This window comes from Arthrobacter sp. MDT1-48-3 (assembly GCF_054511015.1).
The window spans coordinates 324,486-338,351 of sequence record NZ_JBTNDL010000001.1 but is presented as its reverse complement, the minus strand read 5'-3'; the positions used below and the strand labels follow the sequence as shown (position 1 = coordinate 338,351).

Here is a 13,866-nt window from a genome sequence, read left to right as displayed (position 1 = left end):
GCCGGGGATGGAAGGATGGATGCGTGACTGATCCAGCTGCATCCCCTCCGGTCCCTCTCGATTCCGCCGCATCCGCTGCCCGGGCCGTCCAGGCCCTCGTCGCCGGCGGCGTCACCGACGTCGTCGTCGCTCCCGGTTCCCGCAGCGCGCCCCTCGCCTACGCCCTCGCGGAGGCGGGAGCCGCCGGCCTGGTCCGGCTGCACGTCCGCATCGACGAGCGGTCGGCGGCCTTCACCGCGCTGGGCCTCGCACTCGGCGGGCAGCGCCCCGCGGCCGTGGTGACGACGTCGGGCACGGCGGTGGGGGAGCTGCTGCCGGCCGTGATGGAGGCGAACCACGCGGCGGTGCCCCTCGTGGTGGTCTCGGCCGACCGGCCCGGCGAGCTGCGCGGGACCGGTGCCAACCAGACCACGGTGCAGCCGGGCCTGTTCGGCGTGCACGTCCGGGCGGGCCTCGACGTCCCCGCCGGCGAGGACCCGTCCGTCCTGGTCCGGGAGGCGCTCGCTGCCGCCACCGGCGGGCCCGCGCACGGCGTGCCCACGCAGCCGCCGGGACCGGTGCACCTCAATCTGGCCTACCGTGATCCGCTGGTACCGGACGGCGCCGGCCGTCCCGTCGAGTCAGCGGTCTTCGAGGACCGGCCTGCCGTGATCAGCGACGCACCCGCCGCGTCCGCGTCGGACGCACCGGATCCGTCCGCGGCATCGACGCCTGCCGCCGGGAGCACCACGGTCGTCGTGGCGGGACACGGCGCGGGAGAACTGGCCGCGGTGTTCGCTGCCCATCTGGACCTGCCGCTGCTGGCGGAACCGTCGTCGAACGCCCGCTTCGGCAGCAGCGCGATCGCCCCGTACCGCCTCCTGCTCGAACATCTCGGCCCGGCCATCACACGCGTGGTGACCTTCGGCCGCCCCACCCTGTCCCGTCCGGTGACCGCGCTGCTGGCACGGCCCGATGTCGAGCACGCCCTGTACCTGCCCGCGCCCGTCTCGTGGTTCGAGGAGGGCCGACGCACCGAGCGCATCATCGACAACCTCCCGGAGCTGCTGGAGTTCGCGGGCCGCGGCGACGACGGCTGGCTGCGCTCGTGGCGCGAGGCGGGGGCGACGGCCGAGGCCGGGATCCAGTCGCTGCTCGCCGGCGAACCCCGCATCACGGGCCTGCACCTCGCCGACGCGGTGTGGGAGCACACGGACGGGAACCTCGTGCTCGGCTCCTCCAACCCCATCCGTGACATGGACCTCGTCGCCGCCACCGACTGGCACCCGCTCGAGGTCTTCGCCAACCGCGGGCTGGCGGGGATCGACGGCACCGTCTCGACCGCCACCGGGGTGGCGCTCGCCGCCGGCATCCCCACGCGCGTGCTCATGGGCGATCTGACGTTCCTGCATGACGTCGGCGGACTCCTCCTCGGCGACGGTGAACCGCAACCGGACCTGCACATCGTGGTCCTCAACGACGGCGGCGGGGGGATCTTCGGCCTGCTCGAGCACGGTGCGGAATCGACGACTGCCCGCTACGGCGCCGCCGTCGAACGGCTGTTCGGCACCCCGCACACCGTGGACCTCGCAGCGATCGCTGCCGCCTACGGACTGCGGTACGAGCGCGCGACGACGCTCAACGAGCTGGATACGGCGATGGAGCGGCCCATCCGGGGCCGCTCCATCCTCGAGGTCCGGACCGAGCGGGCGACGCTCCGGGACCTCCATGCGCGCATCCGCCATGTGGTGGCGGACGGATTCCTCTAGCTACAGCACCTTCGAGAGGAACAGCTTCGTCCGCTCGTGCTGCGGGTTCCCGAGGACGTCCTCGGGCTTGCCCTGCTCGACGACGACGCCGCCGTCCATGAACACCACGCGGTCGCCGACCTCCCGGGCGAAGCCCATCTCGTGCGTGACCACCATCATGGTCATGCCCTCCTTGGCGAGCTGCTTCATGACCTCGAGCACGTCGCCGACGAGCTCGGGGTCCAGCGCGCTGGTCGGCTCGTCGAACAGCATCATGTCCGGGTCCATGGAGAGCGCGCGTGCAATCGCGACACGCTGCTGCTGGCCGCCCGAGAGCTGCGAGGGGAAGGCGTCCGCCTTCTCCGCGAGGCCCACCTTGGCGAGGTTCCTGCGGGCGATCTCCGTGGCCTCGGTCTTGCCCCGCTTCTTCGCCCGCTGCTGCGCGAGGGTCAGGTTCTTCAGGACGGTGAGGTGCGGGAACAGGTTGAACTGCTGGAACACCATGCCGATGCGCGTCCGCACGTCGTCCAGGTCCGTCTCGCTGTCCGTGATGTCCACGCCCTCCACCATGACGGTGCCGCTGGTGGGCTCCTCGAGGCGGTTGACGCAGCGCAGCAGCGTGGACTTGCCGGAGCCCGAGGGCCCGATCACGCAGACCACCTCGCCCTGGTCCACGTGGAAGTCGATGCCCTTGAGCACCTCGTTGCTGCCGAAGGTCTTGCAGAGTGCCCGGACCTCGATCGCGGGGACGGCTGCGGCCGATCCGCGGGATGCGGCACCCGATGCTGGCTGGCTCACCGGAATCACCGGCCTCTCTTGTTGTGTCGTTCGAGCTTCGCGACCAGCTGGGTCAGCGGCAGCGTGATGACGAGGTACATCAGTGCGGCCACCACGAGCGGCGTCGCGTTCGCCTGGCTGGTGAGGGCGTCACGCGAGAACGTGGTCAGTTCGCGGTCGCCGATGGCCATGCCCGCGATGAACAGCAGCGACGTGTCCTTGATGAGGATCACGAGTTCGTTGGTCAGCGGGGGAGTGATGATGCGGAAGGCCTGCGGGAGGACGACGGTCACCATGGTCCAAGCGGAGTTCATGCCGAGCGAGCGCGCGGCCTCGACCTGCCCCTTGGGCACCGCCTCGATGCCCGCTCGGATGGTCTCCGCGATGTAGGCGGAGGAGACGATGATGAGGGCGATCAGGCCCGCGCCCGCATTGCCGCCCGGAGGGCGCCACTGCAGGGCGATCGGGACGGCATAGGCGAAGCCGAAGATCACGAGCAGGGCCGGGAGGCCGCGGAAGAGCTCGATGTAGGCGGTCGCGAGCCAGCGGTAGGGCAGGACGGGCGAGAGCTTCATGAGCGCCAGGAGCAGGCCGAGCAGCATCCCGCCGACGAAGGCGATCACCGTGTAGACGACCGTGTTCTTCGCCGCGATCGTGACGATCTCGGGGAACGTGTCCCGGGCGACCTCGACGTTGAGGAAGTTGGTCTGGATCCTGCTCCAGTCGGCCGAGAGGACGACGAACAGGACGGCGGCGGCGAAGACCGCATAGAGGACGCCTCGCGTGAGGCGCCGGCGTGTCGATCGTTTCACGCGGGGTATTACCTTCCGTCGGGAGGTGGCGCCCGAGCGGCGCCGGAGTCTGCACTGCCGGCGCCGCTCGGGTAGGGGTGTCCTACTCCGCGAAGTAGGAGTCGTAGATTTCCTGGTACCGGCCGTTGTCGCGCAGGGCCGTCAGCTGCTCGTTGACGGCTGCGACGAGTTCCTCGCTGCCTTCCTTCGACATGATGAAGCCGTACTGCTCGTCGGTGGGCAGTTCCTCGGCGATGGTGAAGGCGCCTTCCTCCGTGTGCCCGAGGTTGACCGGGAGGTCCTGCAGGAGCGCGTCGACGTTGCCCGCCTGGATCGCGGCGTACATCTCGGCGTCGGACGGGAACTGGACGAGCTCGGCCTCGGGTGCCTTCTCGGCGGCGTAGGTCGCACCCGTGGTGCCCTGCTGGACGCCGACCTGCTTGCCGGCGAGGTCCTCGATCGAGGCGATGTCCGAGCCCTCGGGGACGAGGATCGACTGCAGGGAGTCGTAGTACGGGTCCGAGAACGCGAGGTTCGCCTTGCGCTCCTCCGTGATGGTGACGGCGCTCGCGCCGATGTCGCACTGGCCCGCCGCGAGGACGGCCCCGCTCTGCAGTCCGTCGAAGCCGACGTCCTGCACGGCGAGCTCGAGGTCCATGCCCGAGGCGATCTCCTTCATGAGGTCCATGTCGAAGCCGGTGTACTCGCCGTTCTCCTCGAACTCGAAGGGCGGGTAGGGGATGTCCGAGCAGACGGTCAGCGAGCCTTCGGCGACGAGATTCAGGCCACTGTCCTCTCCGGAGCCGGACGCGGCGTCGTCGGAACCTCCGCCACACGCGCTGAGCGCGAGGGCGCCGGCGGCCAGGGCGGCCAGCATTGCGGATTTCTTGGAAAGCATGGGTACCTCACTTGAACGGACGGGATGGAGCGGAAAAGGTCCTGCTGATTCTAACGAGCAAAGAGAGATGTGCATCACAGGCTACAGGTATTGCTTATTGGTAACCAAGGGCAGGACTCAGCGGGCCAGCCCGAGCGCCTGGATCATGGGCCGGAACTTGCTCCAGGTCTCCGCCAGTTCCGCCTCGGGCTGCGAGCCCTCGACGATGCCGCAGCCGGCGTAGAGCCGCACGCGCGTCGGCGTCTCGACGACCGCGCCACGCAGGGCGATGCCCCACTCGCCATTGCCGCCGGCGTCGATCCAGCCCACCGGTCCGGCGTAGGGGCCGCGCTGCAGGTGCTCGAGTTCGCGGATCAGTGCACCCGCGACGGTGGTCGGGGTGCCGCAGACGGCGGCGGTCGGGTGGAGGGCCTGGACGAGGGCCAGCGACGTCGGGATCTCGCCGGCGGCGTCGGGGGCGAGCTGCGCCGTGACATCCGACGCCAGGTGCCACACGTTCGGCAGCTGGAGGACGAACGGTTCGCTGTGCGACGTCATGGAACTCGTGAAGGGCTCGAGCGTCTCGGTGAGCGAGTCGATCGCGATCTGGTGCTCGTGGAGCTGCTTCTCGGACCCGGCCAGCACCCGCGTGGGGTAGTCGGGGTCGCCCTCGGGAGCGTTGGCACGGTCGAGGGTGCCGGCGAGGACGCGGGCCCGGGCGGTGTTGTCCTCGACCTTGATGAGCATCTCCGGCGTCGAGCCGATCAGGCCGTCGACCGCGTAGGTCCAGCAGTCCTCGTACCGGACGGCGAGTTCGCGCAGCACCTGCGCGGTGGCCACGGGCGTCTCGAGGTCCGCGACGACGTCGCGTGCGAGGACGAGCTTGCTCAGTTCGCCGGACTGCACGTGCTTCACGCCCTCCGCGACGGCGAGCTTGTACTGCTCCTCGCTGAGGACGCCGGGGCCGAGCCTGTCACCGGGGCTGGGGGAGCGGTCGGCGTCGGGCTCGACGAGGTAGGCGGCGAGGGCGGCCTCGGCCGCCTCGGCGGTCAGGGCGGCCTCGGCGTCGTCGGTGATGAACGTCAGCCAGCTCCGGCCCTCGCTGCAGCCGACCACCACCTCGGGGACGATCAGGCGCGATTCGTGCGGCGAGGTCTTGGAGAAGGCGAAGGACCCGAACGCGATGAGGCCGGACCCGGGGACGCCGAGCTCGTTCACGACCTCCGCGCCCGCGAGCTCGCGTCGCCACCACTCCTGGGCCTGCGTGAAGCGGTCAGGGCCCGTGACGGTGAACCTCGCGGTCTCGCCGTAGCCCACGAGCCCGCCACCTCGCCGGATCCAGGTGTGGGCGTCGTTCCGGACCACGTACTCGAGGAGGCCCGACTGGGGGTCCATGTCGGCGCGTCCCACCGTGATGCTGCGGAGCCCGCGGGACTGTCCGGGCGCAGGCGTCAGCGCGGTGAGGGACGGAGTGCTCATGATGCTCCAAGCGTACTCCGCGGTCCTGCGGCGTATCCGTGCGGCATCGTGAGCTTGGGCACGTGCGCCCCGACAGCGCCGCAATGGTCCGGTACCGATTAGGCGCCGGGTGTTTGTTTGAGACAATGAGCAGGTGAATCGTGCATCGCTGGAGAAGCGTCCTGACGAAGTAGCAGCCATGTTCGACGACGTGGCGCCCAAGTACGACGTCGTCAACGACGTCCTCTCGATGGGACAGACGCGCCGCTGGCGCCGGATCGTCGTGGATGCCGTGGGCGCCGAACCCGGTCAGCGCGTCCTCGACCTCGCCGCCGGTACCGGCACGTCCAGCGAACCGTACGCGGACGCCGGGATCGACGTCGTCGCCTGCGACTTCTCGCTCGGCATGCTGAAGGTCGGCAAGCGCCGGAGGCCGGACATCGACTTCGTCGCCGGCGACGCCACCGACCTGCCGTTCGCGGACAACTCCTTCGACGCGTCCACCATCTCCTTCGGGCTCCGCAACGTGAACGAGCCGAAGAAGGCCCTCGCGGAGATGCTGCGGGTCACGAAGCCGGGCGGCCGGCTGGTCATCGCCGAGTTCTCCTCGCCCACCGTCGCGCTGTGGCGCACCACCTACACCGAGTACCTGATGCGGGCGCTGCCGGCGATCGCGCGGAAGGTCAGCTCGAACCCCGACGCCTACGTCTACCTCGCGGAATCCATCCGCGCCTGGCCGAACCAGGACGAGCTCGCCGCCTGGATCGGCGAGAGCGGCTGGAACGACGTCGAATACCGCAACCTCAACGGCGGGATCGTCGCCGTCCACCGCGCCACCAAGGCGCCGGCGGCACCGGGCGAGGAACCGCTCCTGCCGGGGCAGGTCCGCCTGCGCCGGATCTCGGCGGCCGTCTAGGTGTCCGTCCTCATCGTCGGTGCCGGCCCGGCCGGTTCCACCGCGGCCTACTACCTCGCGAGCGCCGGGATCGAGGTCACGGTCCTCGAGAAGACCTGGTTCCCCCGCGAGAAGGTATGCGGCGACGGCCTGACGCCCCGCGCCACACGGGAACTGCAGCTCCTCGGCCTGCCGCACGACGAGAGCGAGGGGTGGCGCCGCAACAAGGGCCTGCGCCTCATCGCGGGCAAGCGGACCGTCGAGGTGCCCTGGCCCGAGCTGAGCGACTTCCCCGACTACGGCCTGGTCCGCACGCGCCTCGGCTTCGACGAGGCCCTCGCGCAGCACGCCCGGTCCGCGGGCGCCACGATCCTCGAGGGCCATTCGGTGACCTCGGCGCAGCGCGACGAGGCCGGGCGCGTCACCGGGGTGACCGCCAACCTCCTGGACGCCGACGGACGCAAGACCGGCGAGACGCGCACCTTCACGGCCGACGTCGTCCTCGCGGCGGACGGCAACTCCACCCGCACCGCCGTCAGCCTCGGGCTGCAGAAGCGCGACGACCGGCCGCTCGGCGTCGCCGTGCGCACCTACTTCACCAGTCCCCGCACGAACGACGACTGGATGGAGGGCTGGCTCGAGCTGCCGGACGCCACCGGAAAGCCCCTGCCGGGGTACGGGTGGGTCTTCGGCGTGGGCGACGGGACCTCCAACGTGGGCCTCGGCATCCTCAACTCGTCGGCGGAGTTCGGCAAGCTCGACTACAAGCAGGTGCTCCGCGACTGGACCGCGGGCATGCCTGCCGAGTGGGGCTTCAGTCCCGAGAACCAGGTGGGGGAGATCCGCGGAGCGGCCCTTCCGATGGGCTTCAACCGCACACCGCACTACAGCCCCGGGCTGCTCCTCCTCGGCGACGCCGGCGGCATGGTGTCACCCTTTAACGGTGAGGGGATCTCCTACGCGATGGAGTCGGCACGGTATGCCGCCGAGTTCATCGAGCGGGCGCAGGGCGTCGCCTCGCCGCTCGGACGGGACCAGGTCCTGTCCGGGTACGCGCCGTACGTGCGGGAGCAGTGGGGCAGCCACTTCACGCTCGGCCGCATCTTCGCGCAGCTCATCGGCAAGCCCGCCATCCTGTCCCTGGCCCTGCGGACCGGTATGCCCGTACCGGTGCTCATGCGGTTCGTGGTGCGCATGCTGGCGAACCTGACGGACGCCGGCGGTCGGGGCTTCGAGGATCGCGTCATCCACCTGCTCGAGTCGCTCGTGCCCCCCACCTCCAACCAGCCGTCCCTGACGGGCCACCTGCGTGCGCAAAGCGCCGCCCCACTTGGTTAGTCTTAGACCGTGACACAATCCTTCAACTCCGGGTGGACCAGCGTGGGTCTGAACAGCGCGCTGGATACCGCGGACATCCCGGACGACGCCGATGCCCTGCGTCTGCCTCCCGGCTTCGCCCTCATCGCCGAGGACCCGGAGCTGGGGCCGTCCGTCTCGTCCTGCCTCGCGGAGGTCGAGAAGCAGCTGCGCGGTGCGATCGCCAATTCCGATCCCCTCGCCGACGCCACCAGCCGCCACCTCGTCGAGGCCGGCGGGAAGCGCATCCGCCCCCTGCTCACCATCCTCGCCTCCCACCTCGGCAATCCGGCGCGCACGAAGGTGGTCCAGGCGGCCGTCGTCGTCGAGCTGACGCACCTCGCCACGCTGTACCACGACGACGTCATGGATTCCGCGCCGTACCGGCGTGGAGCGCCCACCGCCCACGAGGTGTGGGGCAACTCCGTCGCCATCCTGACCGGCGACCTCATCTTCGCCCGCGCCTCGATTCTGGTCTCCGAACTCGGCGGCGAGGCCCTCGGGATCCAGGCCCGCACCTTCGAGCGGCTCTGCCTCGGCCAGCTGCACGAGACCGTGGGACCGAGCGACGGCCAGGACGACCTCGAGCACTACCTCTCGGTCATCGCGGACAAGACCGGCTCCCTCGTGGCGGCCTCCGGGCAGCTCGGCGCCCTCTTCGCGGACACCCCGCCGGAGGTCGTGGACGTCATGGTCTCCTACGGCGAGAAGGTGGGCGTCGCGTTCCAGCTCGCCGACGACGTCATCGATGTCACGGGCCTGAAGGTGAAGTCCGGCAAGGCCCCCGGCACCGACCTGCGCGAGGGCGTCCCCACCCTGCCCGTCATCCTGCTGCGCCGTGCCGCAGCCGCCGGCGACTCCTCGGCGGCCGACGTCGTCGCGCTCGTCGACAGCGACCTCTCCTCCGACGAGGCCCTCGCCGAGGCCGTCGCCGCCGTCCGCTCGCACCCGCAGACGCAGGAGGCCTGGGCCGTGGCCCAGCAGTGGGCCGACGACGCCGTCGCGGCCCTCGACCCGCTCCCGGACAGCGTCGTGAAGCAGGCCCTCGCGAGCTTCGCGCAGGCCGTCGTCAGCCGGGACGTCTAGCGCCGCCGTCGCGCCTGCGTTTCCGCGGCTTCGTGCACGGCTTTCCCGCGGGCGTGTCCCTGAGAGTCGGCGTGTCCCGAGACGACACGCGATCGCCCTGGTGAAACGCGTGCACGACGCCGCATCTCCCGTACCGCCGCACCCCGCGGCCCGTCCACATAGCGGAGGGCCCACCGTCGATCACGGGCGGCAGCCTCTTGGGTTGGTCCATGACGGTCGAGCAGATTCTCGCGGTATCGGGTGGCGTGGCCTCCACGGGTGCCCTGCTGGAGCGCGGAGTGGGGGAGCGGGCGATCGAACGCTCCATCGGCGACGGCAGGATTCTCCGCGTTCGACGGGGTGTCCTGGCCCTTCCCGACGCCCCGCCGGAGTTCATCCGGGCGGTGGGTGCGGGAGCACGGCTCACATGTGTCTCCGCAGCGGTCCACTACGGGCTGTGGCGCGTCCGGCCCGCGATCGGCGTGCACGTCAGCCGGCCGACCCGCTCAGCTGACGGCTGCATCAACCATCGGGTCGTCACCGTTCCTCCACACTCCCGGCTGCCACTCGTCGGTCTCGCCGACGTGCTGGTGCATGTGCTGCAGTGCAGGCCTGCCAACGAGTCGGTCCCGATGGTCGAGTGCGCTCTCCGACGCGGTGACACCGTGGCGGCGTTCCTCGAGTCCCGGCTGCGTGGAAAGCGCAACGGCAGGGCACGCGCTGCCCTGGCGTCGGTGGACCTCACCGGCGAGTCCGCGATCGAGGTCGTGGCGCGACTCCTGCTGCGCGGCGCCGGTCTCGAGGTTCGCTCGCAGGTCCGGATAGCGGGCGTGGGGCGGGTCGACTTCCTGGTCGAGGAGTGCCTCGTCGTGGAGATCGACGGAGCGGCGTTCCATTCGGACCGCCAGGCACTCCGGCGCGACCGCAAAAGGAACAACATGACGGTGATCGGCGGGTATATCGTGCTGCGTTTCTGCTACGAGGACGTCATGTTCCAGCCGGACGATGTCCTCACGATGGTCTTCACGGCCCTCGGGCGCCGACCCGTCCGCTGATGTGGATGGCTGGGTGCGGCCTCGTGCACGGCTTTCGTGGGCGGATGACTCCGATAAGCGGCGTGTCGTCGTAGGACACGCTCTCTTTGCCCGAAACCCGTGCACGAAGCCGCAGCAGGGCGTGAAGCGGAGCCGGTGGGCGCTATCTCGCCGGGAGGAAGGACCGCAGCTCGTCGGCCTTCCGCGCCCTGATCTCCGGGTCCACGATGGGCCGCTTCGGGGTGAAGTAGAAGCCGTCGTCGTGCCAGCGGGGCAGGACGTGCTGGTGGTAGTGCCACACGTGCTGGCTGCCGGCGGGCTCGTTGTGCTGCCGCGTCGAGACGCCGTCGGGCGCCCACGCCAGTTTGATGGCGATCGCGATGTCGCGGGTCAGCGTCATGATGCGGGCGGCGACGTCGTCGGGCAGTTCGTAGAGCAGCTCGACGTGCTCGCGTGGCGTGATGAGCACGTGCCCCGGGTTCGGCTCGAAGCCGTGCGATGCGATGAACGCGAGCACGAGGTCGTCGGAGTAGACGACGTCACCCGGTCGGCACAGGTTCCCCGGGTTGCTGAAGTCCCCCCGCGCGAGGTCGCAGAACGGGCACCGGTACCCGTCGGGGGCGTGGTGGGCGAACTCCATCAGTCCTCCCCGTCCTCCTCGAAGACCCACTCGAACAGGTCGAGGACGTACTCGCTGAACGTGCCCTCCTCGCTCTGCCACTCGCCGCGGGCGTTGTTGCGGCGCCAGACGATCGGATCGGGGACGTCCAGCTGGTCGGCCCTCATGCCCCAGGTGTACTGCTCGTCCTCGTCCTCGAGGAACAGGAGGAAGCCGTCCTCGATCTCGAGCTCGTCGGGGTCCCAGAAGAAGTGGAACGCCTCCATGATGTCCTCGGTGGCTCCGACGGCGCGGTAGAACTCGTGCAGGGCGAGGGGGAGTTCGAAGTCCTTGCCCGCGAGCATCTCGGCGAGCTCGTCCTCGGACAAGCCGTCCTCCTCGACCCACTCGCCCTCGAAGTACTGAGGCACCAGGGCGCGGAATCGATCGGAAAAGAGCTCAGTCACAAGTACTCCAGGAGTGGTGGCGCGGGATTCCCCCATCCTAGCCGCCGCGTCCGGCGCCGGGGCTACCTGCGGATGCCGGAGGTACGTGCCGCGAGCGGCGCGTGCCAGCCGTAGCGCCAGGCGAGGACGCGCAGAGAGAACACGAGCGACGCCGCCAGCATGCCCGTGACGAGCGTGAAGGTGTCCGTCAGGTACAGCACGGTGACGACGACGGCGCCGAGCATCGCGGGCAGCGCGTAGATGTCCCGGGGGTCGAAGAGCTGCGGGATCTCGTTGGCGACGACGTCGCGCAGCAGGCCGCCGCCCACGGCCGTCGTGACGCCCAGGAGGACGGCGGAGACCGGGTTGAGGCCGACGTCGAGGGCCTTGATCGTGCCGGTGATGCAGAACAGGGCGAGGCCCGCGGCATCGAAGAGGACGAGGACGCGCTTGACCCGTTCCACGCCGGAGAACACGAAGTAGACGAGCACGGTGGCCAGCAGGGGAGGCACGAGGTAGGCGGGATTGTTGAACGCCGCCGGCGGGACGTCGATGATGAGGTCCCGTGCCACGCCGCCGCCCAGCGACGCGAGCGACGCGAGCAGGAGGGAGCCCACGAGGTCGAAGCCCTTCCGCGCGGCCAGCAGGCTGCCGGACACGGCGAAGAAGAACACGCCGAGGAGGTCGGCGGCGAGGGCGATGTGTGCTGCGGTATCCATCTCTTCCTTCGGCGGGCCGGAACGGCGTCGGGCGGATCGGTGGGACAAAGGACGCCAACCGGGGCATTCCGGCCCCGACCAGCATGACAGAGGCGGCGCGGTCCGCGGGGGCCGCACTAGGCTGGGGCCATGACGAGCGGATATGCGGCCGGCACGGACACCGTCGAACCGAGCGCGCACGACGGCTCGCGGGCCATGCGCGTCGCGTGCCGGCTGATCGGCCTGCTGCCCACCAAGAGGAACCTGACCGGGACGGACTGGGTCAACGGGAAGTACCCGGGTCGGACCTACCCGTCGGCGGCGGCCATCCCGTGGACGTTCAAGCAGACCCACACGATTCAGGAGAAGCGGATCGACGGCGTGCGCACGATCACCGTCCGGCCGCTCCTCGGCGCCACGCGGTCGCACATCATCTACACGCATGGCGGGATCTACCTCAACGAGTTCGGGCGGCCGCACTGGTGGATCATCGCCGAGCTGACCAAGCGTACGGGTGCTGCCGTGACCATCCCCCTCTACCGCCTGGCTCCGGAGAGCACCTACCGCGAGGCCTTCCCCTACCTGGTGTCCGTCTACCGGGAGGTCCTGCGGACAGCGGATCCGGAGGACGTCACGCTGATGGGGGACTCGGCCGGCGGCGGGCTCGCCATCGCCCAGCCGTGGGCCTTCCGCGACGCCGGGCTGCCTGCACCCGGGCGCGTCGCCGTGTTCGCGCCCTGGCTCGATGTCACGGGCACGAATCCCACGATCCCGAAGTACGAGGCCGTCGACCCGATGCTCTCGGTCGCGGGCCCCGTGCAGGCCGGCCTCTGGTGGGCCGGAGGCGACGACCCGAGGACGCCCCTGGTCAGCCCCGCCTGCGCACCCGATGACCTGCTGGCCGCGGTGGCGCCCACGCGGATCTACCAGGGCACCCGCGATGTGTGCATGGCGGACGCGACGGTGTTCCGGGACCGGGCCGTCTCAGCCGGCGCCGACGTCACCATGAGGATCTACCCGGGCGGGTTCCACGTCTTCCCGGCGGCACCGCGCCTGCCGGAGTCACGGGAGGTCTACACGGACCTCGCGGCGTTCCTCGGCCGACCGTCACTGCCGTGACCCCTGGCCGGCGGGCTCGGCCGGCCGTTACTACCCTGACCGGTGGCCGTTACTACCCTGACCGGTTGCCGCTGGCTCGTCTTGCCGTTACTACCGTGACCTGTGCTCGGTGGGCGCAGCCGTGACCCGTGCTCGGCGGGCGCAGCGGTGACCCGGAACCGGCGGGAAGCGTGACCCGGAGCGGTGAAATCCAGGACCGGAGCCGCGGACACCAGGACCGGAGGGTCAGTGCCCTTCGCCGGCGTCCCTGGACAGGACCCACACGTTCGAGTCGCCCTGCCGCTCGACCGTGACCGTCGTGACGAGTGCCCGGATCATCGAGAGACCGCGACCTGATTCGTCGTAGTCCTCCAGCAGCGCGTCGTCGGGGAGGGCGGTCAGGTCGGGGCCCTCGAGGTCGGGCACGGGGTCCAGGGGAGCTGCCCCGATCTCGCTGATGACGGCCCGCAGGTACCCGGAGGCCACCGTGAGCTCGACGCCGAGGAGGAGCTCGGAGCCCTGCGCAGCGACGCCGTGGCGGACGACGTTGCTCGCGGCCTCGATCACGGCGGTGCTGAAGGCCATCTGGTCCATGGCCGGCACGAACGCCGCGTCGTGCCACAGCTGGTCGAGCACGCCGTGCAGGTCCTCGATCGCCTGTTCGACCGCGGGTTCCTCGAGGGTCCGCCGGGCGAGGATGTCAGTCATTCGGGAAGGCTTCGTCGGGCGTGCCGTGCGGTGTCAGGACCCGGTGCATGCTGGTGAGCTCGAGCACCATGGTGACCTGGGGCTGGACCGCGGCGATCCGCAGGTCGCCGCCGGACTGCCGGGCCAGCTTGAGGCAGCCGATGAGGGCGCCGAGCCCCGAGGAGTCCATGAAACTGGTTTCCGCGAGGTTCACCACGATGCGCTTGCCACCCGCGGCCACGACGTCGTTGATGACCTCGCGCAGCTTGGGGGCGGCCACCATGTTCAGGCGGCCACTGGCTGCCACCTCGGTGTAGCGTCCCTTGTCCTGGGTGGTGAATTCCATCTGTGCGTCCTCT

At 70.3% G+C, this 13,866-nt stretch carries 15 protein-coding genes; 6 read left to right on the top strand and 9 right to left on the bottom strand.

Features of this window, described 5'->3' with window-relative positions:
* Positions 1-23: 23 nt before the first annotated feature.
* A complete protein-coding gene (gene menD / locus ACX80L_RS01675) occupies positions 24-1,748 on the top strand; it encodes a 2-succinyl-5-enolpyruvyl-6-hydroxy-3-cyclohexene-1-carboxylic-acid synthase (RefSeq protein ID WP_459287268.1) in 1,725 nt (574 codons plus the stop codon).
* On the opposite strand, the gene ACX80L_RS01670 is transcribed toward menD, so the two are convergent.
* The 4 genes from ACX80L_RS01670 to ACX80L_RS01655 all read right to left on the bottom strand — a co-directional run bounded on the left by ACX80L_RS01670 (position 1,749) and on the right by ACX80L_RS01655 (position 5,651).
* Complete coding sequence (locus ACX80L_RS01670) at positions 1,749-2,525, bottom strand: amino acid ABC transporter ATP-binding protein (protein ID WP_133081094.1); 777 nt, start codon at positions 2,523-2,525, stop codon at positions 1,749-1,751.
* 5 nt (positions 2,526-2,530) lie between these two features.
* Positions 2,531-3,316, bottom strand: coding sequence for an amino acid ABC transporter permease (locus ACX80L_RS01665; RefSeq protein WP_133081093.1), 786 nt, complete (start codon positions 3,314-3,316; stop codon positions 2,531-2,533).
* Positions 3,317-3,398: 82 nt separating this feature from the next.
* Positions 3,399-4,172 (bottom strand): transporter substrate-binding domain-containing protein, encoded by a 774-nt coding sequence (locus ACX80L_RS01660; protein ID WP_459267259.1) that lies wholly within the window; start codon positions 4,170-4,172, stop codon positions 3,399-3,401.
* Positions 4,173-4,310: 138 nt separating this feature from the next.
* Positions 4,311-5,651 (bottom strand): isochorismate synthase, encoded by a 1,341-nt coding sequence (locus ACX80L_RS01655; protein WP_459287266.1) that lies wholly within the window; start codon positions 5,649-5,651, stop codon positions 4,311-4,313.
* Positions 5,652-5,784: 133 nt separating this feature from the next.
* Between ACX80L_RS01655 and ACX80L_RS01650 the strand changes: the two genes are divergently transcribed.
* The 4 genes from ACX80L_RS01650 to ACX80L_RS01635 all read left to right on the top strand — a co-directional run bounded on the left by ACX80L_RS01650 (position 5,785) and on the right by ACX80L_RS01635 (position 10,001).
* Positions 5,785-6,546 carry a demethylmenaquinone methyltransferase gene (locus tag ACX80L_RS01650; protein ID WP_133081090.1) on the top strand — a complete coding sequence of 254 codons (762 nt, stop codon included), beginning with the start codon at positions 5,785-5,787 and terminating at the stop codon, positions 6,544-6,546.
* Complete coding sequence (locus ACX80L_RS01645; protein ID WP_459287264.1) at positions 6,547-7,863, top strand: geranylgeranyl reductase family protein; 1,317 nt, start codon at positions 6,547-6,549, stop codon at positions 7,861-7,863.
* Between the two features lie 9 nt (positions 7,864-7,872).
* A complete protein-coding gene (locus ACX80L_RS01640) occupies positions 7,873-8,967 on the top strand; it encodes a polyprenyl synthetase family protein (protein ID WP_459287262.1) in 1,095 nt (364 codons plus the stop codon).
* 209 nt (positions 8,968-9,176) lie between these two features.
* Entirely contained in the window at positions 9,177-10,001 is an 825-nt protein-coding gene (locus ACX80L_RS01635) for an endonuclease domain-containing protein (protein ID WP_459287260.1), read from the top strand.
* 142 nt (positions 10,002-10,143) lie between these two features.
* On the opposite strand, the gene ACX80L_RS01630 is transcribed toward ACX80L_RS01635, so the two are convergent.
* The 3 genes from ACX80L_RS01630 to ACX80L_RS01620 all read right to left on the bottom strand — a co-directional run bounded on the left by ACX80L_RS01630 (position 10,144) and on the right by ACX80L_RS01620 (position 11,743).
* Positions 10,144-10,620, bottom strand: a complete 477-nt coding sequence (locus ACX80L_RS01630; RefSeq protein ID WP_133081086.1) for an HIT domain-containing protein — start codon at positions 10,618-10,620, stop codon at positions 10,144-10,146.
* Positions 10,620-11,045: a hypothetical protein gene (locus tag ACX80L_RS01625; protein ID WP_133081085.1), complete on the bottom strand. Its 426-nt coding sequence runs from the start codon at positions 11,043-11,045 to the stop codon at positions 10,620-10,622. The genes ACX80L_RS01630 and ACX80L_RS01625 overlap by 1 nt, the downstream gene beginning before the upstream one ends.
* A gap of 62 nt (positions 11,046-11,107) precedes the next feature.
* Positions 11,108-11,743: a trimeric intracellular cation channel family protein gene (locus ACX80L_RS01620; RefSeq protein WP_208739110.1), complete on the bottom strand. Its 636-nt coding sequence runs from the start codon at positions 11,741-11,743 to the stop codon at positions 11,108-11,110.
* 129 nt (positions 11,744-11,872) lie between these two features.
* Between ACX80L_RS01620 and ACX80L_RS01615 the strand changes: the two genes are divergently transcribed.
* Positions 11,873-12,841, top strand: a complete 969-nt coding sequence (locus tag ACX80L_RS01615; protein ID WP_459287258.1) for an alpha/beta hydrolase — start codon at positions 11,873-11,875, stop codon at positions 12,839-12,841.
* A 225-nt stretch (positions 12,842-13,066) separates the two neighbouring features.
* Here the strand turns inward: ACX80L_RS01615 and ACX80L_RS01610 are convergent, their stop codons facing one another.
* Together ACX80L_RS01610 and ACX80L_RS01605 are read right to left on the bottom strand one after the other, a co-directional pair.
* Complete coding sequence (locus ACX80L_RS01610) at positions 13,067-13,528, bottom strand: ATP-binding protein (RefSeq protein WP_208739108.1); 462 nt, start codon at positions 13,526-13,528, stop codon at positions 13,067-13,069.
* Entirely contained in the window at positions 13,521-13,853 is a 333-nt protein-coding gene (locus ACX80L_RS01605; RefSeq protein WP_133081081.1) for an STAS domain-containing protein, read from the bottom strand. The genes ACX80L_RS01610 and ACX80L_RS01605 overlap by 8 nt, the downstream gene beginning before the upstream one ends.
* Between the last annotated feature and the right edge of the window lie 13 nt (positions 13,854-13,866).